At 63.1% G+C, this 22657-nt stretch carries 18 protein-coding genes; 3 read left to right on the forward strand and 15 right to left on the reverse strand.

Features of this window, described 5'->3' with window-relative positions; all coding sequences use genetic code 11:
* Positions 1–11: 11 nt before the first annotated feature.
* The 3 genes from CXY72_RS14410 to CXY72_RS14420 form a co-directional block, all read right to left on the reverse strand.
* Positions 12–2957 (reverse strand): oligosaccharide flippase family protein, encoded by a 2946-nt coding sequence (locus tag CXY72_RS14410; protein ID WP_104128367.1) that lies wholly within the window; start codon positions 2955–2957, stop codon positions 12–14.
* Positions 2954–3931, reverse strand: coding sequence for a beta-1,6-N-acetylglucosaminyltransferase (locus CXY72_RS14415; protein ID WP_104128368.1), 978 nt, complete (start codon positions 3929–3931; stop codon positions 2954–2956). The genes CXY72_RS14410 and CXY72_RS14415 overlap by 4 nt, the downstream gene beginning before the upstream one ends.
* A 127-nt stretch (positions 3932–4058) precedes the next feature.
* Positions 4059–4424, reverse strand: a complete 366-nt coding sequence (locus CXY72_RS14420) for a hypothetical protein (protein WP_158252589.1) — start codon at positions 4422–4424, stop codon at positions 4059–4061.
* A 489-nt stretch (positions 4425–4913) separates the two neighbouring features.
* Here CXY72_RS14420 and CXY72_RS14425 point away from each other — a divergent pair, with 489 nt between their 5' ends.
* Positions 4914–5504: a hypothetical protein gene (locus tag CXY72_RS14425; RefSeq protein WP_199184054.1), complete on the forward strand. Its 591-nt coding sequence runs from the start codon at positions 4914–4916 to the stop codon at positions 5502–5504.
* Positions 5505–5604: 100 nt separating this feature from the next.
* Here CXY72_RS14425 and leuA read toward each other — a convergent pair whose 3' ends face one another.
* From leuA to CXY72_RS14455, 6 genes are all read right to left on the reverse strand, one after another.
* Positions 5605–7371, reverse strand: coding sequence for a 2-isopropylmalate synthase (leuA, locus tag CXY72_RS14430; RefSeq protein ID WP_104128370.1), 1767 nt, complete (start codon positions 7369–7371; stop codon positions 5605–5607).
* Positions 7372–7544: 173 nt separating this feature from the next.
* Positions 7545–10094 (reverse strand): DUF2156 domain-containing protein, encoded by a 2550-nt coding sequence (locus CXY72_RS14435; protein WP_233197857.1) that lies wholly within the window; start codon positions 10092–10094, stop codon positions 7545–7547.
* Entirely contained in the window at positions 10091–11443 is a 1353-nt protein-coding gene (locus CXY72_RS14440) for an esterase family protein (protein WP_104128371.1), read from the reverse strand. Before CXY72_RS14440 ends, CXY72_RS14435 begins: the two co-directional genes overlap by 4 nt.
* Before the next feature lie 170 nt (positions 11444–11613).
* Entirely contained in the window at positions 11614–12834 is a 1221-nt protein-coding gene (locus CXY72_RS14445; RefSeq protein WP_104128372.1) for a calcium:proton antiporter, read from the reverse strand.
* Between the two features lie 328 nt (positions 12835–13162).
* Complete coding sequence (locus tag CXY72_RS14450; RefSeq protein ID WP_104128373.1) at positions 13163–13558, reverse strand: GntR family transcriptional regulator; 396 nt, start codon at positions 13556–13558, stop codon at positions 13163–13165.
* Complete coding sequence (locus tag CXY72_RS14455) at positions 13555–14301, reverse strand: hypothetical protein (protein WP_158252590.1); 747 nt, start codon at positions 14299–14301, stop codon at positions 13555–13557. Before CXY72_RS14455 ends, CXY72_RS14450 begins: the two co-directional genes overlap by 4 nt.
* 482 nt (positions 14302–14783) lie before the next feature.
* Between CXY72_RS14455 and CXY72_RS14460 the strand changes: the two genes are divergently transcribed.
* Entirely contained in the window at positions 14784–16151 is a 1368-nt protein-coding gene (locus CXY72_RS14460) for a hemolysin family protein (RefSeq protein WP_104128587.1), read from the forward strand.
* Positions 16144–17184 (forward strand): hemolysin family protein, encoded by a 1041-nt coding sequence (locus CXY72_RS14465; protein ID WP_104128375.1) that lies wholly within the window; start codon positions 16144–16146, stop codon positions 17182–17184. Before CXY72_RS14460 ends, CXY72_RS14465 begins: the two co-directional genes overlap by 8 nt.
* Positions 17185–17242: 58 nt before the next feature.
* Here the strand turns inward: CXY72_RS14465 and CXY72_RS14470 are convergent, their stop codons facing one another.
* The 6 genes from CXY72_RS14470 to CXY72_RS14495 all read right to left on the reverse strand — a co-directional run bounded on the left by CXY72_RS14470 (position 17243) and on the right by CXY72_RS14495 (position 22640).
* Positions 17243–18109 (reverse strand): universal stress protein, encoded by an 867-nt coding sequence (locus tag CXY72_RS14470; RefSeq protein ID WP_104128376.1) that lies wholly within the window; start codon positions 18107–18109, stop codon positions 17243–17245.
* A gap of 357 nt (positions 18110–18466) precedes the next feature.
* Positions 18467–19384 (reverse strand): GTPase Era, encoded by a 918-nt coding sequence (gene era, locus CXY72_RS14475; RefSeq protein ID WP_104128377.1) that lies wholly within the window; start codon positions 19382–19384, stop codon positions 18467–18469.
* A complete protein-coding gene (locus CXY72_RS14480) occupies positions 19381–20712 on the reverse strand; it encodes a hemolysin family protein (protein ID WP_199184055.1) in 1332 nt (443 codons plus the stop codon). The genes era and CXY72_RS14480 overlap by 4 nt, the downstream gene beginning before the upstream one ends.
* Positions 20712–21176, reverse strand: coding sequence for an rRNA maturation RNase YbeY (gene ybeY, locus CXY72_RS14485; protein ID WP_104128379.1), 465 nt, complete (start codon positions 21174–21176; stop codon positions 20712–20714). The genes CXY72_RS14480 and ybeY overlap by 1 nt, the downstream gene beginning before the upstream one ends.
* Complete coding sequence (locus CXY72_RS14490) at positions 21173–22276, reverse strand: PhoH family protein (protein ID WP_370446267.1); 1104 nt, start codon at positions 22274–22276, stop codon at positions 21173–21175. Before CXY72_RS14490 ends, ybeY begins: the two co-directional genes overlap by 4 nt.
* On the reverse strand, positions 22263–22640 hold the full coding sequence (locus CXY72_RS14495; protein ID WP_104128380.1) for an HIT domain-containing protein: 378 nt from the start codon (positions 22638–22640) through the stop codon (positions 22263–22265). The genes CXY72_RS14490 and CXY72_RS14495 overlap by 14 nt, the downstream gene beginning before the upstream one ends.
* Between the last annotated feature and the right edge of the window lie 17 nt (positions 22641–22657).

Consider the following 22657-nt stretch of genomic DNA (forward strand, 5'->3'; position numbering starts at 1 on the left):
TCCCGCCCATGTCACGCCCGGCGCTCGACGTGGATGGCCTCAGTAGATGTTTTCGACCACGCCTGATCTGCTCGTTGGCTGCGCCGGTAGGCCGCTGGACCGCGCCAGTAATTGCCTAGTTCGGTGAGGACGAGCGATCTCGGATACCCGCCAGTGCACACTTCGACGTGGGCAGGCCCGCGCGATCTTGAGCGGGCGACCCGACCGCCGCGTATACGAGTCGATCCCTGCTGGAGAATGCGCGCCGCAGCCTGTGGGAGCTGCCAGGCTATCGAGAGCAGGTGACGACGATCATGCTGAATCAACGACACCAACATGGCTGTAAAGCCGACACCGCTCCCCCGGAACTGGCTGACGAGTCCCGGATAATCCCGCCGATGCCTGTGGTGAACCACAGCTGCTGGTTCATAGGCCAGTTTTCCTCCGGCCCAGAGCACATCGATCAGTGTCGCCAGGTCTTCTCCTCCGCGTGCCGGAGTGCCAGTGCCCAGCGCGGTGTCAAAGCCCCCCAACCGTTCCAACACCCGGCGACGAAACGCCATGTTCGCTCCGGCCCCGAAGGCTCCGACCCCGTAGAGCGAAACGCGGCGCTCCAGCGCGCCATCCATGGTGCGCACAGTGATGCGTGATCCGCGCAAGGCTCGCACCGGCCCGGGTTCGGCTGCAAGGGTGAGGGCCGTAAAAGTTCGTTCCCCGCTGAATCCGCCGTAATAGCGCTCGAACCAAATCTGCGCGGGCGTTTCCAGCTCGGCTGGCAGGATTAACCCTGTCACCGCGTCAACGTCCGGCTGGAGTACAAAACGGCGACCCAAAGCGCGCAACCACTGGGAGTCCACACGCACATCGTCGTCGGCATAGGCGACGATATCGCCGGTAGCGGCTGCCATTCCCGCATTGCGGCCGGCGGAAACGCCAGGGCGGGTTTCGCGAATCACTCGTAGGTTAGTGCGGCCCCTGACCAGTTCAGGAAGCGGGTCACCTTCGCCGATCACCGGACGGTTGTCAACGACAATAAATTCCACCGACGGGTAGTCGACACGCTTGAACGAATCCAGGAGCAGTCGCAGCTCTCGCACACGACGCACGGTTGTCGTCACCACGACAGTAATACTCGGAAGTTCCGTATCGGCGATCGGTCGCGAACTCCGGGAACCGACCGGTTGGGTCTTTTGGATCAGGTGCTGCATTTGGTCAAGCACGGGTGCACTCGTGCCGCCAAGCTCAACGTAAGCCGTCCCAATAGGGTGGCCTGCGCGCCAACAAACGATGAGCGCACGCTCGTACCGGCTTTCCATGTCCAGCTCGGGGAATGGCTGGTCCACGTCTACCGCGATGATCCGGCACGGTCCGGGGGCATGGGGGGGCAAGTCCACAAGATCCGCTGGCAGGGCTGGGTTTGGGGCGAATTGCACTGTGTGGGGCAAGAGTGGCTCCTCAGGATTGGAAAAGTCGGCGCGGACAGAGAGACGTGGCGAGACAATGGCAGCTCGTTCGGACGGGACGGCCCGTACCCGTCGCAATGCTCCGAGGAACCAGGGCAGGCACAGCACGGCGATGACGAACCGGCCCGCGTTCCAGCCAGAGGTTTGCGGAAGCAGAACTGACCCGCCTGCGATAAGAACAGTGGCAGCCACCGCACAGATCAGCCGAGTGGGCGGACGGGCAAAGGCCGGGCGATCTGGCAGAGCTAACCGCTGGAGAGCGGCGAGCATAGCGAACGCGAGAAGGGTAGCCAGGGCAGACCCCAAAATGCCGTAAAACGGTACCAGGACAATATTGAGGCCGATGTTTGCGGCCGCCGCGACGATGGCGATGAGGCCAATCGTCTTTCCCCGCCGCAGTGTGATGAGGAGTCGTCCGGTTGCGCCACTCGCCGCAACGGGGAACGCGGAAATCGAAACCACGAAGACAATGAGGGTGAGGGGTTCCGGACGAAAACTGGAAGGAGCCACAATTCGCAGCAAGGCCGGCGCTGCCAGGGTCACACCAGCAACCATTGGCATGAGCAGTCGATAGAGCTCATTGCGAGACTGCACCGCGAGGAGCCAGCGCTGGCTTTCATCGCGCAGGGCCGCGAAACGCGGCGTCCAGGCCGAACTGGTAAAGGTGAGCAGGAGAATAACGACCGAACCCACCACGTACGCGATTTGGTACCGCCCGACTTCCTCCGGCCCGAGAATGCGCTGAATTACAATTCGATCGCCCGCGTTGAGCACAAAAATTGCCAAGCCGCCGAGCGCGAGCGGAACACCGAGCTTGATCGCACGCCAGGCCACCGGCCAGTCCAGCAATCCCCGTAGCGCCGGTCTAGCCACGATGAGCCCGATAATCATCGCCAGGGTCTGGCTCACGACGCCGCCGATCGCGTACGTAGCCGCGTCATTGCGCACGGTCAGGAGCAGGACAACGCCAACCACTAACCCACCAACGGCCGCCAGCACACTGACAATTGCGAACGGGCCCAGACGGTCTTCCGCGAGCAGAAGCGCGAGAACGATTTGCACCATCGCCGCAGGGAAAGTCCACAGGATCACGGCGAAGACCAGCGCGGGATAATCACCAAAGCCGAGGGCGTCCCGCCACAGTGGTGCCGTACTTCCTGCGATCACTGCGACGACGAGCGCGACCACGATGCCCACCGTCATGATTCCACGAGCCCGATCGGTATGACCGTCTTCGCCCCGCTGCAGCACGAGTGCCTGGTCGAGACCAATGAGTGCCAGAACACTCAACACCTGGTGAAGTGCAATCGCGGAAGCGAGGGCGCCGAATTCAGCCGGCCCCAACACGTGGGCCAGAATGGGCGACACGATCGTGCCGGCAACGAGCTGCAGAGACCACACCACGACGTACAGCAGGCCCCGGCCGAAGAGGTGCGAGGAAGCAGCCGCTTCTGGCTCAGCGTGAGGTGCCACCGGTACGGCGCTACCCGCCGCCCCGGGATCAATCGTGGTCACGACGCCCCGCTCACCACTGCGGCCGGGGCCGAGTGTGACCGGCTCGCATCTATTGCATCCAGGATTGGATCACTCATACCAGTCGTAAATTTGCGCGCAAATAAGCTCGGGAGCTCTTGTTGGTCGAAGTTCCGCCGGGACAGCACGGCGTCGGTCTGTTCGGTGCCGAGCCACGGTGGGCTCTTGCGGCGAGTCCCATCCCACCCGATCCACCAGGGCGTGGCACGAATATGTTCGTCTGACCAGTTCGGAAAATACTGAGACGTGCCGAGCAGCGAGGGTATGAAGGTCTCGTCGGCCACCCAACTGCGGCGCCAGAATCGAACCAGGTCGGGTCGACGATCCGCGATATCGACCACGGCCTGCGCGTGGGCACGAGACAAAATTTTGAGTTGGGAACCTCCGGATAAGACGATGTCGGGCGGAAGCCGGCGGGGAATTGGGATTCGGATCATGTGCTTTCGCACGGCCCAGTGACGGAATTTCAGCCGATCAAGCCCCCCACTGGCTCCCCAACCGTCGTAGGGCAGCGGGTTGATATAGGTGATCGATTGACCGGCACAGGCCGTGAGCGTATCAGTGATCTCCTCGGCCGAGGCCAATGGGTAGTCGGCTCCGGTGAGCAAAGCGACGTGCGTCACGAATGTCGATTCCAGTGCCGTGCGAAACCCCGCGAGCTCGGCGGCAACATTTTCCCACCGCGCCCAGCCGGTCTTCATTCGCGGTAGTACCGTGCAGCGCTGGGGAAGGTCAGTAGTCATGGCAGCAAAGACGCCTGGGCTCGCCCGAGAATCGCAGTGCAGAAAAACAGGAAACGGATCAAGCGCGTCGATCAGCCGCCGCACGTGCACGGGATCGGTGTGCGCCAGGATCACACAGGCGAGCAACGCTGAAGCCTCCGGACGATCGCCTGACACCGAGCCCGGGGTGACGAGCGTGGGAATGTCAGCTGAAACGGGGGGAACGCGGCGCATGGGATCCTGTCGGGGTGTGCGGGTATCACGGGGCTGTATTGCGTTACCGGCAACGCTGACGGTTCGGTACGTGGCGGGGCTGCTGGGCGGTAGCCATGCAGCGGACTCGGTCCGCGACGCAGTCGCCCTATCCGGATGTCCACTTTTCGATCTCGGCCAAGCCGACTCTCACGGTCGCGCCCTTCACCGCCTCGATCGAGCACCACCCGATCGGGTGTCCCGGCACGGTGGCATTCGTTTTGGACCACGCATTCTCGACCTGGGCGATCTGGGCGCAACTCGCAGCGACCCCCTTTCCACGCGATTTCCAAAACCCGTCGGCACGACCTTCATCGCCAGCGGTGACAGAGAGCGTGGGCACGCACCGACCGACCTGCATGTCGCTAATCCGATTGGAGCCCTGAAACACGGGGTTGTCGCCCGGGTTCGCCAGCATGTTGATAGTCCCCCCGGCAAAAGAATCCAGGCCAGCACAGATCGCACAGGTGTCCACGCGGATCCATTGTCGTCGGATCCAGCGACGCCGGGACCAGCGGCATCGAAGCGGCCATCTGCGCCCGGGACCGCCCCCTATCGACGGCCGGCACAAAAGCAGCGGTCGTCGTCGTGCGCTGGCCAGACGACTGGGGGTGGCGCGGAACATGGAATCCTGTCAGGTCTTCGGGTCCTGGGGCAACGAATGCAACGTTTCGGGTGAGCGCCGCACGAGGGTAAGGCTGGGTTTACGCATGATCTTGACGCGTCAGCGACCGAACCGGCAGCCCCCATCCGGGGAGTGGGCAGGCATGACATAATGAATGCTCATATTTTGCTAGCGGAGTCGGTTCGGGTCTGGTGTTTCAGGCCGGACGGGGGGAGACTTGATACACCTAGTTCCCGTGGTATGGAGGTTTTCATGAAACCAGTCCAGGGCAGTCTGCCCGACATTATGCCCGTGCTTTCGCGTGGCAAGCATCGCACTCCGAAAAGTGGAGCGTGCTTCATGGAATTCGCTTCTTACCTCGCTGGCGAGTCCTGGAGCGATCATCCAGCCTGCACCCACCCGGAGCTCGCCTCGCTGGCGCGCATGGTCAACGACTGCAGTTCAGACGATGCCAGGTCGCGGCTGGCACTGCTGATTCCGTCGGTTATCGGCCTGACCGGTTCCGACAAGCGGGTCGAAGTCATGATCGCGATCCGGGCGGGCTGCGAAGCGCTTCCGGTGGCCAGCCTGGAACGCCAGCGCGCGCTCGCGGTGGGTGTGCTCACCTGCGAGCGCACCGTATCCGTTCTTGATCCGGCGCTGGCCGAGCAGGTGCGCCCCCTCATTCGGGCTGCCCTCGATGAAGCGACCGATTCCGAGCGCTGGGCGCGCGGCTTCATCGGTAGCGTGCATTCGTGGTCGCGCACCAAGTTCACGGCGCGTACCGCCGACACAATCATTCGCGTTGCCGTGCAGGGCATCGGAGAGGCGTGCATTGGCGACCCGGACGCCCGGTTGTATACCCTGCTCGAACACGCGATCAACGATTGTACCGTGCTGCTGAAAATAAAGCACGCGGACCGAATGGTGCATCTGCCCGCGCTGGCTTGATCACCGGTCCACGGACCGCACCCGGATGGTGCAACGAAAGCCCAGCTCCGTTTTAACGGGACTGGGCTTTCGTGTGTGCGAAAAAACAGATGCTGTGGCGTCAGACGGCGGCCAGTTCCAGGTCATCGACCTCAGCGCGGATGCCGCGGTTGACGGCGGAGACGACCGACTTGAGCGACGCGGTAGAGATGTCGGCGTCGATGCCGACGCCCCAGTAGCGCTTACCGTTCACGTCGAGTTCGACGTAGGCGGCCGCTTGTGCGTCACCGCCGGCCGAGAGAGCGTGCTCCACGTAGTCGTACAGTGTGATGGCGATACCACGCTCGGCCATCACCCCAAGAAAAGCGTTGATCGGGCCGTTACCGGAACCGGTGACCGGCGCCACGGTGTCGCCGTCGCGCAGTTCGACCGCCAGGTCGACCGTGCCCGACAGGTCGCTCGACGTGCGAGTGGAGTGCAGTTCGAACCTGCCCCACTTGGCTTCAGGGTTCTTGATCGTGGCCGGCAGGTACTCGTCGTTGAAGATGTCCCAGATCTGCTCGCTCGTCACCTCGCCGCCCTCGGCGTCGGTTTTGGCCTGAACGACGCCAGAGAATTCGATCTGTAATTTGCGGGGCAGGTCGAGGGCGTGGTCGGTCTTAAGCAGATAAGCGACGCCGCCCTTGCCGGACTGCGAGTTGACCCGGATCACTGCTTCGTAGCTGCGGCCGAGGTCCTTCGGGTCGATCGGCAGGTAGGGAACAGCCCAGACCAGGTCGTTGACAGTGCAGCCGTGTTTGGCCGCGTCGACGTCCATGGCTTCGAAGCCTTTTTTGATAGCGTCCTGGTGCGATCCGCTGAAAGCGGTGAAGACCAGATCACCGGCCCAGGGGTGGCGCTCCGGAACAGGCAACTGGTTGCAGTACTCGGCGGTGCGCTTGATCTCGTCGATGTTGCTGAAGTCGATCTGCGGGTCGATGCCCTGGGTGAACAGGTTGACACCAAGGGCGACGAGGTCGACGTTTCCGGTTCGCTCTCCGTTACCGAACAGGCAGCCTTCGATGCGGTCGGCGCCGGCCAGGTAGCCCAGTTCGGCGGCGGCGATGGCGGTGCCGCGGTCATTGTGCGGGTGCAGCGAGATGAGGATGTTCTCACGCTGGGTCAGGTGACGACTCATCCACTCAATGGAGTCGGCGTAGACGTTCGGGGTGGCCATCTCGACGGTCGCGGGCAGATTGACGATGACTTTGCGTTCCGCGGTGGGCGCGAGAACCTCGACGACCTGATTGGTGATGTCCACGGCGAAGTCCAGCTCGGTGCCGGTGAAGCTTTCCGGGGAGTACTCGTAGTAGATGGTCGTGCCGGGAATGGTCGCTTCCATCTGCTTGCACAGACGCGCCCCGAACAGGGCCAGGTCGATGATGCCCTGCTTGTCTTCGCGAAAAACGACCTCGCGCTGCAGGATGCTGGTGGAATTGTAGAAGTGCACGATGGCTTGTTTGGCGCCCGTGATGGACTCATATGTGCGCTTGATCAAGTGCTCTCGCGCCTGGGTGAGCACCTGGATGGTGACGTCGTCGGGAATGGCGTTCTCGTCGATGAGGCTGCGGACGAAGTCGAAGTCGGTCTGGCTCGCCGACGGAAAGCCCACCTCGATCTCCTTGTAGCCCATACGCACGAGCAGGTCGAACATAATGCGCTTGCGCTCGGGGCTCATCGGATCGATGAGCGATTGGTTGCCGTCCCGCAGGTCGACCGCGCACCAGCGCGGGGCGCTCGTGATGTGCTTGCTCGGCCAGGTACGGTCGGTCAGTTCAATGGCGAACTGCTCGTGGTACGGGCGGTAGCGGTGGATCGGCAGGGTGGATGCGGTCTGATTGTTCTTCATGATCCTGTTCCTCGTGGTGTCGTACAGCCAACGACAAACGCCGCGACGAGGGAGGCCTTCAGATTAGGACTCGTCGCGGCAGCTAAGGAGGAGCGTACCGTTCAACACATTTTCAGGCTAGCACCGTTTGGCACGGTTGCGACCACATGGACGAAGGCCCCGGCAAGCGGATGCTATTGGCCGAGTCCGCGCACCAGAGTGACCACTTCCCGCATCGACAAGCTGGCCAGATAAGCTTTGGCGAGAGCGAGTCCGATCTCCGGCAGCGCGACCGAGTCGGGGAATGCCATGAAGACTGGCGCATACTCGGGTTGGAACTTGCTCTTGAACGCGAGTAATGATCGAAACCCGTACACCGGCTCGAGTGTGCGACCAAGGTACTCGAGCAGACCGGTGGCAAGACCGCCCTGCCGGGGTTCGGATGAGGGAGCGAGCGGCGCCACCGACAGGCTGAGAAACTCAATCTCCGGGCGTTCCCGCATGCGCTCAGCAGTTTGGGCGATCAGGAATTCCATGACGCCGTTGATGCTGTCGGGACGGCGCCGCATGAAGTCGAGGGTCCAGCCCACGATTTCACCGTCCCGGTAGGTCGGCAGCCAACTCGTCACGGCGTGCACGCGGTCTTCAGCGTCAACGGCGATCATGAGGCGCACCCCCGGGTCACGCAGCTCGTCAAGGCCACCGAGGGTGAATCCGAGTTCGGGGAGTTCCTTTTCTTGAACCCATTGCTCAGAGATTTCGGCGATTTGGGCAGCTGCCGCGAACGAGAGCGACCGGTAGCTGGTCCACTCAGCCCGCACCCCGGCGCGGTCGGCGCGATTGATCGACGAGCGGATGTCCTGCCATTTCTTTCCCGTCGTGCTCCACCTGCTCGGCCGCAACAACGTCTCCTCCCCCACCTGCACCGTCGGCCAGCCCATCGAGGCGAAAACAACCTGCCAGCTCTCGTGCACGCTGTAGAAAACCGGAACCCAGCCGTTGTCGTCACACATGCGGGCGAAGAAAGCGACGGCGGCAACGGCCTCGGAGCGTGGTCCGACCGGCTCGGAGGTCGTGATGGCGATGCCGTTGACCACTCGGTAGGCGATGGCCGTACGTCCGCTTGAGGTGAACCACAGCGAATTGCCAGTCCAAGTGGTCATGAAGCCGAGCGATCCGCCGCCATGCGCTGAGAGCAGCACGCGCAGGCGACTTGATGCATCGCCGGTCTGGCCGACGGACGCGCTCCGCAGGCAGAAGATCGCCCCCACGAAGATGACGATCCAGAATGCAGCGCCGACACCGTCATACAGGGCGGTGGTGAGCGGATCGGTCGGAAGAAAAGACACTCGCTCCAGGCGCAGGAAACCGACCGGAATGAACCGCTCCGGCACATCTGCGAGCAGGTCCAGCAGAGTCACCGCTGGCCGAAAGTGATCGCGGAGCAGCCATCCGACCCCGAGATAGAACGCGGCGAGTACGGCGAGACTTCCAGCCGTGACGAGCAGAAATCGGCGACGCACACCGGTTCGAGAGGCCACCGGGAAGTGGCGCAGATTGCCGAGAATGACGACGGCCACGGCGAGCGGCACGAGCACCGACACCGCGAGGATGAGCGTGACTTCCCAGTACCGGCCGGATTGCCACTGCCACACGTAGGCCTGCCCGGAGATCGGCAGCAGCCCGTAGTACCAGGCGGCGAGTATCGCCAATCCAACGTTGATCGTGATTGCCAGCCACGCGGCGAATCGCCGTCCGCGAGCCAGCCCGAAAGCTGCCACCACGAGGGTGAGCAGCGGCAGCAAGCTGACCAGCACGGGGCCGGCCCCGCCGATACGTTCGAGGCTGAGTTCCTGCACGCACTGCCGAGTGATATCGCCCAGCCGGCAGCGGTCAATGACCTCCCCAGCACTCGGTACGTCCTGAGTGAGCAGCAGCCCCAGCGGTGCGAGCAGGCCAAAACGGGCGCCGGAAAAGATGGTGACGACCGGACCGACGGCAACCATACCGACGATGGCAGCCAGCAGAGTGCGGGTTTCGTGGTCGGAACTGCGCCGCCACGACGCCACCCGTAGTGACGGGCGCCAGAGCCACCCCACACCAAGCCCAACAACCGCGGCCAGCAGGCGGTAGAGGTCGGAGGGCTGGCCGGAATAGAGTACGAGCACGAGCACCGTCGACAGCCCGAGCACGCGGATGCGGCGGCGCCAAAGCGGGCCGACGAAATAGCTGGCTGCCATGGCGCTGCCGAACATGGGCGTGAAGGGATCAATGGCCCACAACTCGCTCACGCCGCGCGACCACATTTCGCCCCCGGCGACACCGAGGTACTGGACGCCGAGGCCGATTGCGCCACCGAGAATCGACGTCACCAGAAAGACGATGGCGGTGCGGCGGGTTCCCATCAGCCGTTCGGCAAAACCCAGCAGAACCACCGCTCCGGCTAGCGCCAACAACAGTTCGACGCCATTGTCACCAAGGAACACCGAGGTGAGCGGAGACCACCAATGCCCGCGTTCTATGACCGACTCGTAGCCGGTGCCGAATAACAGACGGATATCGCGCGCCGGTCCGGAGACTGCTCCCGTAGCGAGGCCCACCGCGAGTAGTGCGACGGCATAGGAGACGGCGAAGGGTCGTTGGCTGGACCATCGGTAAAGCGCTCGCAGGGCGGAGCCTCTCGCGGGTTCGCGCCCGGGCGGTTCGAGGGCGGTTGCGTCGCTCGTGATGTCGTTGGTGGTCACTGTGTCGTCGCAATCGCGGTCGGCGCGAGCAATGCGGTGCGTGCGGCGATGATCGGCAGGGCAGCGGTCCAGGCATAGTCAACCGTTCGCCAGTCGTGCGCTGTACCGGGTGACTCGAACAGGTGGGTGACGACGCCGGCGCGCTGGGCGGCATCCGCTGCCGCGTGTATCCCCGGCAGAAAGCGCGCATCATCACTACCGACCACAAAGACGGCACCGAGCTCGGCGTAGGGTTGGCGGGCGGCGAGAATAGCGGAGGGCGCAGCCGCGGCGTAGAGGCTGGCACTGCCACCAAAACCGGATTGCACGGTGTGCGCCTCACTTCCGTTTTTGGGAACCAGCTCTCCCGCGATGTCCAAGATGGTAATGTACAGCTCCGGATGCGTAGCGCCGAGTTGAATGGCACACGTGCCGCCCTGAGAGAAACCGGCGATGGTCCACCCGGAGGGTTGGACGGTGACGTGTAGGTGCGACCTGATCCAAGCCGGAACGTCGACGGTGAGGTAGCTGGCCGAATTGCCGAGCGCTGAATCGACACACATCGGATTGTGGCCCGGCGCGCCGAGCTGATCGGGAACGACAACGATGGGGGCGAGGCCGGAATGCGCCCGCGCGTACGTGTCGAGAATGCCCGCCAGCCGGCCGGACGTGAACACGTCGCTCGGGCTGCCCGGCTGCCCGGAGAGCATCTCGACCACCGGCAGGGCCGGCGGGTTCGGACGCCGCGCCGCCGGCGGCAGGTAGACCAGTGCGTCGCGGGAGACGAAACCCGAGCTGGTAGCCGGAATGGTGACCGTGCCGACGACGCCGGAGTCGGTGGTTGCCGCGCTACTGGCAGCATGCGCTGAGTCGGGATGCACGGCTGGAGTCTGGGCAGCCTGCGCCTGTGCGGTTGCGAGGGCCGCGTCAAGGGGCATGTACCTTGCGAGCCCGAGGGCGGCACGCACGGTGGGAAATTCACCGACATCTGCGTTGATTCCCCCCGCAGCGCTGAGCAGACACAGTCCGATGGCGCCAACGGCGACGCCACGGCGCCACCGCACCTGGCCGCTGAGATTTAGCACGACCACGGCGAGGCTCGCCCCCAGGGCAGCGGTCCACAGACCTGTTCCGGTAGAGAACGAGACACCCCACGGGTCCCAGACGTCGGTGATAAACCAGGTCAGGGCCCAACCGCCGAACGCACCGACGACGGCGCCAATGACGGTGATCACGGCGCGACGCACGCCGGTGGGGCCGAGCAGCACGAGCAGCAGCGCAAGTCCGCTGACCGCGTAGAGCGTTCCCAGCGAGGGCGCGTCGATAAGGCTGATATCGAGCGGGCTGAAAGCCGAAAAATTCACACTCATTGAGAGCCTCCCCCAGTACTGTGGCACCACCCGCACGTTTCGTGCGCGGGCATCGCTGAGTTACCAGCCGGTATCCGGCCAAGTCATAGCCGAGTGACATCCCATGCACAGGGGGCGACCGGCTTCCATCCCGATCACGCCGGGAAGTTCGCTCGACTCAGGTCGCGGAGTTATGGGGCAAAGAGCAATACGGCGAACATGCCAAACAGCACCAGATGGACAGCTCCGTGGAGGGCAGTGGTGCGCGGCGAAAAATAGGTAATGATGCTCGTCGCCAGTGTCACTGCGATGAGCACCATGTTTGCGCTCGATTCCCCAAGAATGACTTCCTGGCCTGTCGCTAGGCCGATGATCAGTACGGTCGGGATGGTCAGCCCGACCGTGGACACGAACGCCCCGAGTCCGAGGTTCAGGGTACGTTGGCCCTCATCAGCCAGCGCCGCCCGAACGGCGGTGATCGCCTCGGGCGTGAAGACGATGATCGCGATGATCACCCCGCCCAACGCGACTGGAGCACCCGTGGCCGCGATACCGGCATCGACCAGGATCCCAAGGTCGTGGGAGAGCAGCACGATCGGCAGAACGGTCCCGACCAGCAGGATGACCCGCCGAACCAGCTCCCCCCTGCCCACGCCGACGACAGCGGCCGCACGAGAGTCGGGGCGGGTTTTGGGAATATCGGCGGTAGTGACGCTTCCAAAGATCGCCTGGGCGTGGCTGGGCTGCGTGAACAACGCCCGGCTCTTCCCCGTCTGCAGGTAGAGGAAGAACCCGTAGAGTGCCGCTGCCAGGACGGAGACGGCGATGGCCTGCGCGGGCACCAGACTCCCGTTGGACGTGGACACTGTGAAGTTCGGCAGCACGAGCGTGCACAACGACAACACGGCGATCATCGCAACGTAGACCGACGCGCCTTCCATGTTGTAGCGCTGCGGGCCGTGCTTCAGGCCGCCGAGGAGCAGGGACACACCCATGACTCCGTTGATGATGATCATCATGACGGCGAACACCGAGTCGCGTGCGATCGTCGATGATCCCGACGGCCCAAGCATGACCGAGGAAATGAGGACGACTTCGATGATGACGACGGTCAAGGTCAGAACCAACGTCCCGAATGGTTCTCCCAGCTTGCGGGCAAGCGCCTCGGCCTGGTGGACGACTCCGAACGCGGCGACCATGATCGCCGCGAGGACGATCAGGAACACGCCCACCGCGACTGCCACACTCGGCGGGTGGGCGACAAGATCATGGCCGACTGTCAGCACGCCGATCGAGACCAGCCATGCAATCGCGAGGGTCATCGTCGTTGATCGGCTCAGCAGTGCCCGCCAACCATCGTTCGATCGGACCTCGGGCGGCGTGTGAGAATCCGCGTGCCGCTTGATGGGCATGAGCCTGCCTTAATCGGAGGCCGTCCCCCTACAAACCGCGGCATCCGAGGTCGTCCCGTGACGCATGAACACAGCATGCATCCACCTAAGAGACGATACCAGAAGCGTGGTTTTCACCGGAGATCACTGGCTTCAGATTTACTCCTGAAGCGTCTCGGAACGCGCGGGTCTCATGCCCTCTGGGGCACACGACGCTTTGGTTACGAGACAGATCAACCGTAAATAGGTAGTGCAGCCTGCGCGGCCGTGAATTAGTCTGGCCAGCCGTTACGGCCTTTGGGTTTCGTCCGCTATCCCCGCTCTCGCAATGAGGCCCGCCGAGAACTCATCACGATTGCGGCGACGATACTTCCGGTGTTGGCGATTCGGCGTGCGGTTCGGGCCAGATTGCACGGAGGATACGGATGGTGTCATCCAGACCAGTGCCGGCGTGGGTGCTGATATTGACGAGTCGGCGGGCGGCGTCTAGAACCGTTCGCGGTGTCGTCGCCGCGCTTTGGCTGACACGGGTTCCCCCGCCGGTGCGGGCAGTGAGGTAGCCCTCGGTTTCGAGCGCCTTGTATGCCTTTGCGACGGTGCCAGGGGCCACGTCGAGGTCCTTCGCAAGCTGACGAACCGAGGGAAGGCGCTCGGCGGCTGCGAGCCGACCCGAAGCGATCAGCCCGCGGATTTGATCGCGGATCTGCTCCGTGGGCGGCGCAAAGCCTGACAAGGTGATGATCATGATCTGACGGTGGCTGAAGCACGCCGCGTAGACGGGATCGCGGACAGGGCGACCGCGGCCCAGAGTGTGAGCCCGAGTGCAGCGGCGACACTGGACGCGGCGGTGAGCGCCGGCTGTAGCGCGGCGAACGTCGTCCAGAACGTCACGCCTCCCTCCGAGGTCGGGAACCACGACCGTATCGAGGCGGTCCCGGCGAGCGAGCCGAAGATAAGTCCGAGGTGCACGAGCAGCGCACCTGTTCCGACCAAGAGGACGTTACGTGCGCGGACGGACCGGATATGCACATCTCGCTCGTGGTCATGGTCAAGTGCTGGTCGGGAGATGAAGACCAGGTCGAGTATGACGATCACGATCATGAGTCCGATGAGGATCAGGCAGGGTACGGAATGGAACCATCCATAAATACTGGTACCCATACTCCGTTCCCCACCGAGGTCCACGGAGTACATCGTGTATCGCCCTGTTACCTCATCCGGCTCCGAGACGGCACCGGCCGTGAAGGTGACAACGAGGATGAGCGCGAGGACCACAGTAGGAGTGACGAACCACCACCCGCGGGCGAAACTTAGCGCCGTCCGGGGCGTGAGGTCCGCAGCGCCCCGCCCGCGTCGTGCCCGAACCGGGAAAGCGACGAGCACCAAGCCGAGGATGCCGAGCCACAGCGGGATCGCGAACCGGTAGTCGGAGTACCACTCCCATACTCCACTCGGAACATCGAGCACTAGCGGCAGTAGCCCATCCATTAGCCGCACCGCGACCCCACCAAGCAAAAGAGTCAGCCCCGCCGCCAGAGAAAACGCGCTCAGGACGCCGACAGGCTGTCCCCTCTTGCACCCCCAAACCAGCCACCACACCGTCGCTAGAACAATGCCCACTGCCACAGGGCCCAGCACCATGAAGAACAACCAAACCATCTCTACCACCCCTCGACTTGTATCACTTAAACAATACACACATGTATCACTCAGTTGATACGCTGCTGCCACCACCATTGAACCGTAAAATACTTGGAGATAGGCCGGACAAAAACATCCTCGTTGCGTCGACTCTCAGAATCAGCCCTCCCTCCACCGGGCATTTTCTGGGGCGAGCCGGATGGCTGCGGTACTTTTCTCAGCCTGCTCCGAGTGCCCTTGGTACTCTGGTGACACAATGGACCCCGATAAACCCTCGCCCCTTTCATCACTTCTTCGCACAACGTCTCCAATTTTGAGGGGGCCACATGCTGTTTGAGTGGGCGATGGTGGGGGTGGGCCTGCTCCTGACCGTGGGTACGGGTATCTTCGTTGCGGCCGAGTTTTCTCTTGTCACGTTGAACCGCAACGATCTTGAGGCCCGTCAGGAACGCGGCGAAAAGCGCCTCGGACCGACCATCAAGGCACTGAAGATCACGTCGACGCATCTGTCCAGCGCGCAACTGGGCATCACTCTGACCACGCTACTGACCGGGTTCACGTTCGAGCCCGCCATCACATCACTACTGTCTGAACCGTTAGCGGGAGTCGGTGTACCCGACGGCCTGATTCCCGTGCTCGGCTCCATCATCGCGATTTCGGTGGCAACACTGTTCTCCATGGTGATCGGCGAGCTCGTGCCGAAAAACTTTGCTTTGGCCGTACCGTTGGCCACAGCCAAAATCGTCGTGCCCCCGCAAGCACTGTTCACCGCGGTGTTCAAACCCATCATCCTGTTGTTCAACAACACCGCCAACGCCCTGATCCGTCTGGTGGGCATCGAGCCCAAGGAAGAACTATCAGGGGCGCGCACCGCGGAAGAACTCAGCTTCCTGGTGCGGCGGTCGGCCCTGGAGGGTGTGCTCGACACCGATCACGCGGCGATGCTGCACCGCACGCTCCGGTTCGCCGATCACACGGTCGCCGACGTCATGACACCTCGGGTGCGGATGGCCTCCGTCCAGGTCGCTGATACGGCCGAGAGCATCGTGCGGCTGTCCACGGCCACCGGCTACTCGCGGTTTCCCGTCATCGATAAGAACTCCGACGACATCGTCGGGGTCCTGCACGTCAAGCAAGCCTTCGCTGTCGATCTTGACCGCCGCGATCAGATCACTGCGAACGAGCTCAAGATGGACGCGCTGCGTGTGCCTGAGTCGATGGCCGTGGACACCCTCCTCGCTTTGCTGCGTAAGCAGGGCTTCCAGATCGCGGTCGTCGCTGACGAATACGGCGGAACGGCAGGCATCGTCACGCTGGAGGACCTCGTCGAAGAACTCGTGGGCGAGCTGGAAGACGAGCATGATCGGGCGAAAGCCGGCGTCATCCGCTCGGGGCGGTCGGTGGTGTTCGACGCCAGCTGGCGGCCGGACGAACTGTTCGATCGGGCCGGTGTCACCGTTCCCGACGACGGCGACTACGAAACCATTGCCGGGTTCATCGCCGACCAGCTCGACCGTATTCCCAAGGTGGGCGACGAGGTCCCTGTCAATGGAGGGCTCTTGCGGATCGACCGGGTGGATGGCGTGCAGGTTCAACGCGTGCGCTTCACCCCCTCTGACCCGGAACACGACCCGAGTCTGGCCACCAGACACGACCGAATCGTCAACCAGATCCAGAAGGACCTAACCCATGAGTGAGTACTGGCCGGGCCTGATTTGGCTCGTCGTGCTATTGATCGTCAACGCATTCTTCGTCGGCGCCGAGTTCGCCGTGATCTCGGCCCGCCGCTCGCAGATCGAACCGCTCGCCGAACGCGGCAGCAAAGCCGCGAAGACCACCCTGTGGGCGATGGAACACGCGACTCTGATGCTGGCCACCAGCCAACTCGGCATCACCGTGTGCTCCCTGCTGATCCTGAACGTGTCCGAACCCGCCATTCACGGCCTGTTGGAATATCCACTCGCCGTGACCGGACTCTCCGACGCCGCGATCAGCGTGATCGCTTTCGGTATCGCTTTGGCGCTGGTGACCTTCCTGCACGTGGTGTTTGGCGAAATGATTCCCAAGAACATTTCCTTCTCCGTTCCCGACCGTGCCGCGCTCATCCTGGCGCCGCCGCTGGTGCTCGTCGCCCGCATCTTCAGCCCCGTGATCGGCAGCTTGAACTGGTTGGCGAACGCGGTGCTGCGCCTGTTCAAGGTGCAGCCCAAGAATGAGGCGACCAGCGCGTTCACCCTCGACGAGGTTGCCGGCATCGTGGAAGAGTCCACGCGCGCAGGAATGCTGAAGGACGCCTCGGGCACCCTCTCGGCTGCGTTCGAATTCACCTCGAAACGCGTCTCCGACGTGGAGGTGCCCCTGTCCTCGATGGTCCACCTTCCCGCCTTGGCGTCGCCGTCCGACATTCAACAAGCTGTCGCGCAGCACGGATATTCCCGCTATATCCTCACTGACCAGGACGGGCAACCCACCGGATACCTGCACCTCAAGGATGTGATGGACCTCATCGACGGAAACGCGTTCACCCGTCCCGTGCCCGGCAAGCGCATCCGCCGTCTGGCATCCGTCTTTCGAGACAGCGAGTTAGAGGATGCCCTGGCAGCCATGCGCCGCCTTGGAGCGCACGTGGCCACGTCCTTCGACGCGGACGGCGTCGCCACCGGAGTCTTATTCCTCGAGGACATCATCGAGGAGCTCATCGGCGAAATCGAAGACGCCACGACGGTTTAGCCACAGGAAGGTGTGTGCACCAGTGAGACGCGAACCAGGGACCGGTGCCTGTCTCACGTCACTCGCTCCGAACCTGGTCCCGGGAGGCTGGGTGCGGCACGACCACGACCGGGCACGGCATACTGATCAGCAGGTCGTGAGCGACCGAGCCGAGCAACAGCCCCGTCATCATTCCCCGTCCGTGGCTTCCCACCACGACCATTTCAGCGTGCTCAGCCGCGTTGGTGAGGACCGCAGCAGCAGATCCGTGTTCGAGGGTGTCTCGAATTATCACGGTCGGATGCTCGGCGCGAACCCTTGCGACCACTCCCGCCAATACTTCAGCGTGTGCCAGCTGTATCTGGTCATAAGGACTAGCACCAGCGCTCAACCATCCAAGAGCGAGCAGGGTGGGGATGCGCCACGCATGCACGACCGACAATTCACGGCCGAGCCGCTCAGCTTCCCGAGCGGCGAAGTCCACTGCACGGTGAGAGGTTTCGTCGTTATCCACGCCGACGACGATGGCCCCCTTACACGGCGTCCAGTCTGTGGGCACGATAACGAGGGGGCAGCTCACACCCGCTGCGATCTGGTGGCGCAATGTTCCATAGAGGGAGCCTGCAGCCTCGCGCGTCCCGATGACCATCAGATCGGCATCCGCGGCGGAGATCAACAGCTCGTGGCGCGGCGCGCCTCGTCGTACCGACGTCATCACCTGCACAGCGGGCGCGTCGCGACTCACCCGATTCGCGGCATCCATCAACATCTGCTCGTAAGCGGGAAGAACCCGGTCCTTCGTAATGGTCGTCGGCAATCTGGCCAGATCAATAACGGTGGTGAGTTCCAGGGATACGTGAGTAGTGCGGGCACGCTCGATCACCCAGTCGAGCGCAGCGGGACTTCCCGTGCCGCCGTTGAGTGCGAGAACAACTGTCTCGGCCATATCGTTTGCTCTCCTCCTTCTCAGGGAGAATTGGTGCTCGAACTATCACGTCACATTCTCACTAAAACACAGTTACCGAAAGAAAACGATAAATTCGTTCAACCCGATCTGCGGCGTTACAAATCAATCCGATAACGGCGCCGGTGCTGCGCGAACATGCGGCACCTGGGTCTGTCGCCGACGACCTGACGAACAACCTGCCTGAACAGGCCTCCGCCGTAACGGACACGGCTTTTCAGGGTAGACGCCGTGAACGGGTGACCGGCACCATGGCTTTCGAACGTTATAACCAGATCGGTCAGGCCGCTGAGACGAGATGATAATTTCGGGCAGCACCCAAAGTGGCCAGTCCGCGCCTTAGAAACCGAGGCGCCCGAGCTGCTTCGGGTCGCGCTGCCATTCCTTGGCGATTTTCACACGCAACGAGAGAAAGACGCGCTTACCGACAAGGGGCTCGATCTGCTTGCGCGCGCGGGTACCGACGTCCTTGAGCCGGCTGCCCGACTTACCGATGATGATGCCCTTCTGGCTGTCCCGTTCCACGAACAGGTTGGCGTAGATTTCGACCAGTTCCTGGTCGTCACGCTCAATGATGTCGTCGATGGTCACGGCGATCGAGTGCGGCAGCTCGTCGGTGACTCCTTCGAGGGCAGCCTCACGAATGAACTCCGAGATGCGCGACTCAAGGGTCTCGTCCGTAACGGCGTCGGCTGGGTACAGCGGGGCATCCGCGTACGGCAACAGGCGCAGCAGTTCGGTTGCGAGAACGTCCAGCTGGATGCGGCTGGTGGAGGAAATCGGAACGATCGCCTCCCAGTCCCGCAGCTGCGAAACAGCGAGCAACTGGTTGGCGACATTGGTTTTGGAAGACGCATCAATCTTGGTAACGATGGCGACCTTTTTTGCACGGGGGAAGGCATCCAGTTGCTCGTTGATGAATTTATCCCCCGGACCGATCGGCTCGTTAGCCGGGATGCAGAGACCGATCACGTCGACGCCGGCCAGGGTCGCGGTGACGAGGCTGTTGAGTCGTTCACCAAGAAGGGTGCGCGGACGGTGGATACCGGGGGTGTCCACCAGAATGAGCTGGCCATTCTTCTGGTGCACGATGCCGCGAATGGCGCGGCGGGTGGTTTGCGGCTTCGATGAGGTGATCGCAACTTTCTCGCCCACCAGCGCGTTCGTCAGGGTGGACTTGCCCACGTTGGGACGTCCCACGAACGAGACGAATCCTGCTCGGTACCCGCTCGGGTGGGGCTCGGTTGCTCCGGTCATGACCGTTCTCCTTCATCATCAGACACTGTGCTGTTGTTCGTTACCGTGAGGAATGCTGTTTGCGCACTGATCAACGCCTGGTCTCGCTCCACCAGCACGGTGCTGATGCGCTTGCGGCGGCCTTCGGTGCGCTCGGCGGTGAGGTTGAGCCCACTGACCGAAGCGACCGACCCGGCAACGGGAAGTCGCCCGAGGGCCTTGGCCAGAAGACCACCCACCGAGTCGACGTCGTCATCGTCGAGTTCGAGATCGAACAGCTGACCCAGTTCGTCGACCGGCAATCGAGCACTCACCCGAAAATGCCCACCACCGAGGTCTTCGACCTCGACCACGTCACGGTCGTACTCGTCGGAAATGTCACCGACGAGTTCTTCGATCAGGTCTTCGAGCGTGAGCAGTCCGGCGATTCCACCGTACTCGTCGACGACCATGGCCAGGTGGTTGGACTCCAACTGCATCTGCCGCAGCATGTCGTCGGCCTTCTTCGACTCCGGAACGAACACGGCCGGGCGAGCCAGGTCGGCCACGGTGAGCTGAAGCGCGTTGATCGGCCGCTCGAAGACCAGTCTGGCCACATCACGCAGGTAGAGAACGCCGGCGACGTCGTCGACCTCACCATCCAACACGGGCAGGCGCGACGTGCCGCTGCTCAGGAACAGGCCCATCGCCGCATCGATACTGGCGTCAGCGTCGATGGTGACCATGTCGGTGCGCGGAATCATCACCTCACGCACGACCGTCTCACTGAACTCGAAGATGGAGTGGATGAGTTCGCGGTCGTCTTCCTCGATCACATCCAGCTCCGTGGCCTCGTCCACCATGCTGAGCAGCTGGTCTTCGGAGGTGAATGTCGCGAGCTTGGTGCGCCCGGGCGTGACCCGGTTACCGAGGGCGACGAGGGCGTTCGCGATGGGTCCAAGCAGAACGCGTCCGACGTGCACGAGCAACGCAGTCGCGGCCAGCAAGCCGACCGGGTGGGCTCGTCCGACGCTGCGCGGGCTGGCACCGACGAGCACAAACGACACCGAGGTCATGATGAGCGCTGACAGCAGCAACGCAAGCCACACGGCCTCGATCGTGGTCGCGAAAACCAGGGTGACCAGAACGGCGGCCGTGGTCTCAGCGGTGATCCGAATGAAATTGATCGCGTTCAGGTGCGCGCCGGCATCGTCGGCGATGGCCTGTAATGACCGTTTGGCGCGATGATGCGCCACCAGGCTCGCGATGTCCGCCCGGGACTGAGTCATGATCGCGGCGTCAACGGCGGCCATCAGTCCGGCAAAAACGACCAGGACCACGGCCGGGTAAATGAACCAGACGATGTGCATCAGTGGCGTTGTCGTTCCTGCATGGCGAAAGCGATGAGGATATCGCGCTGAATACCGAACATCTCCTTCTCCTCGGCCGGTTCCGCGTGATCAAAGCCGAGCAGGTGCAACACGCCGTGGGTGGTGAGCAGGAGTAGTTCATCGAGAGTACTGTGGCCGGCGGTTTCCGCCTGCTCCTTGGCGACTTGCGGGCAGAGCACAACGTCACCGAGCAGGCCCGGCGGGGTTTCCTCCTCCTCGGTACCAGGGCGTAGTTCGTCCATCGGGAAGCTCAGCACGTCGGTGGGGCCCGGCTCGTCCATCCACTGCACGTGCAGCTGTTCCATGGCACCCTCATCGACGAGCACGATGGCAAGCTCGGCGTCGGCGTGCACGTGCATGGTGTCGAGCGCGAAGGCAGCGAGGCGCAAAATGGCGGCCTCATCGACCGGGATAGCCGATTCGTTGTTAACTTCGATACTCAACTGGAACTCCGTTTCGGGGTGCGGCCCGAAGCGCTCGTGCGCTGGGGGCCACGGGTGGCAAATTCTCGGGCTTCAGCCGTCTCTTGGCGAAGGGCCTGCTTCTGCGCGTCGTACTCGGTGTAGGCATCAACGATGCGCCCAACAAGCGAGTGCCGCACGACATCGGCGCTGGTCAAATAGGCAAAGTGGATGTCGTCGATCCCGTCGAGCACGCGTGTGACCAGTTTCAGGCCGCTCGTGCCGGCCGGCAGGTCGATCTGGGTGACGTCTCCGGTGATGACCATCTTCGAGCCGAACCCCAGGCGGGTCAGGAACATCTTCATCTGCTCCGGCGTGGTGTTCTGGGCTTCATCGAGCACGACAAAGCTCGCGTTGAGGGTGCGCCCGCGCATGTAGGCCAGCGGTGCCACCTCGATCGTGCCAGCAGCGAGTAATTTGGGAATGAGCTCGGGGTCGAGCATTTCGCCGAGCGCATCGTAGAGCGGGCGCAGGTACGGGTCGATCTTGTCGGTGAGGGTGCCAGGCAGAAAACCCAGTCGTTCCCCAGCCTCCACGGCCGGGCGAGTCAGGATGATGCGTTCGACCTCCTTGTTCTGCAGCGCCCGCACCGCTTTGGCCATGGCCAGATAGGTCTTGCCGGTTCCGGCCGGGCCGATGCCGAATACGATCGTGTTGTCGTCGATCGCGTCGACATAGTCCTTCTGCCCGATCGACTTGGCCCGAATGCTCTTGTTCCGTGCCGTGAGGATGGGGGCGCCCAGCTGGGCGGATGGACTCACCGAACTGTCGGCAGCGAGCATCCGCGCTGACGTGGCGACCTCGGTCTCGCCGAGATCATGGCCAGTGCGCAGTGCCAGCTGCAGTTCCTCGATCAGCCGACGCACTGCCGCCACGTCGCCAGCCGAGCCGCTCAGGGTGACCTCGTTGCCGCGAACGTGCACGTCCACCTGGGGGTAGGCAGCCTCGACGGTACTCAGGTAGCGATCGTCCGGCCCGAGCAGGCGCACCATGGCGACGCCGTCGACGGTGAAGCGCAACTCGGTGTTGCCGCTGGCAGCGGAGTTGCCGGATGGAGCGTTGCGGGGCTCAGAGGGCGCCAAGCGAGTCCTCCCCCAGAGATTCGGTCGGTTCCGGACTGCCCAGCAGGTGGGCGTGCACGTGGAACACGGTCTGGCCGGCGGCCGCCCCGGTGTTGAAAACGAGGCGGAACTGCCCGTTGGTTCGTTCAGCAGCGATGCGCTCGGCTACCGAGACAAGTTCGGCCAGAAGGACCGGGTTGCCTGCGGCCAGTTCGACGACGTTCTGAAACTGCGGGTCTTTGGTGGTGATGACGACGTGCACCGGAGCTTTCGGGGCAATGTCGAGGAACGCGATGATGTGTTCGGTCTCGGCGACGATCGTCGCCGGAATCTCACGCGCGATGATGCGGCTGAAAATGGTCGGTTCAAAACCGGAAGAAGACATGCCTCTATCTTAAGCGG

The organism is Cryobacterium sp. Y57 (genome assembly GCF_002929505.1).
GTDB lineage: Bacteria > Actinomycetota > Actinomycetes > Actinomycetales > Microbacteriaceae > Cryobacterium.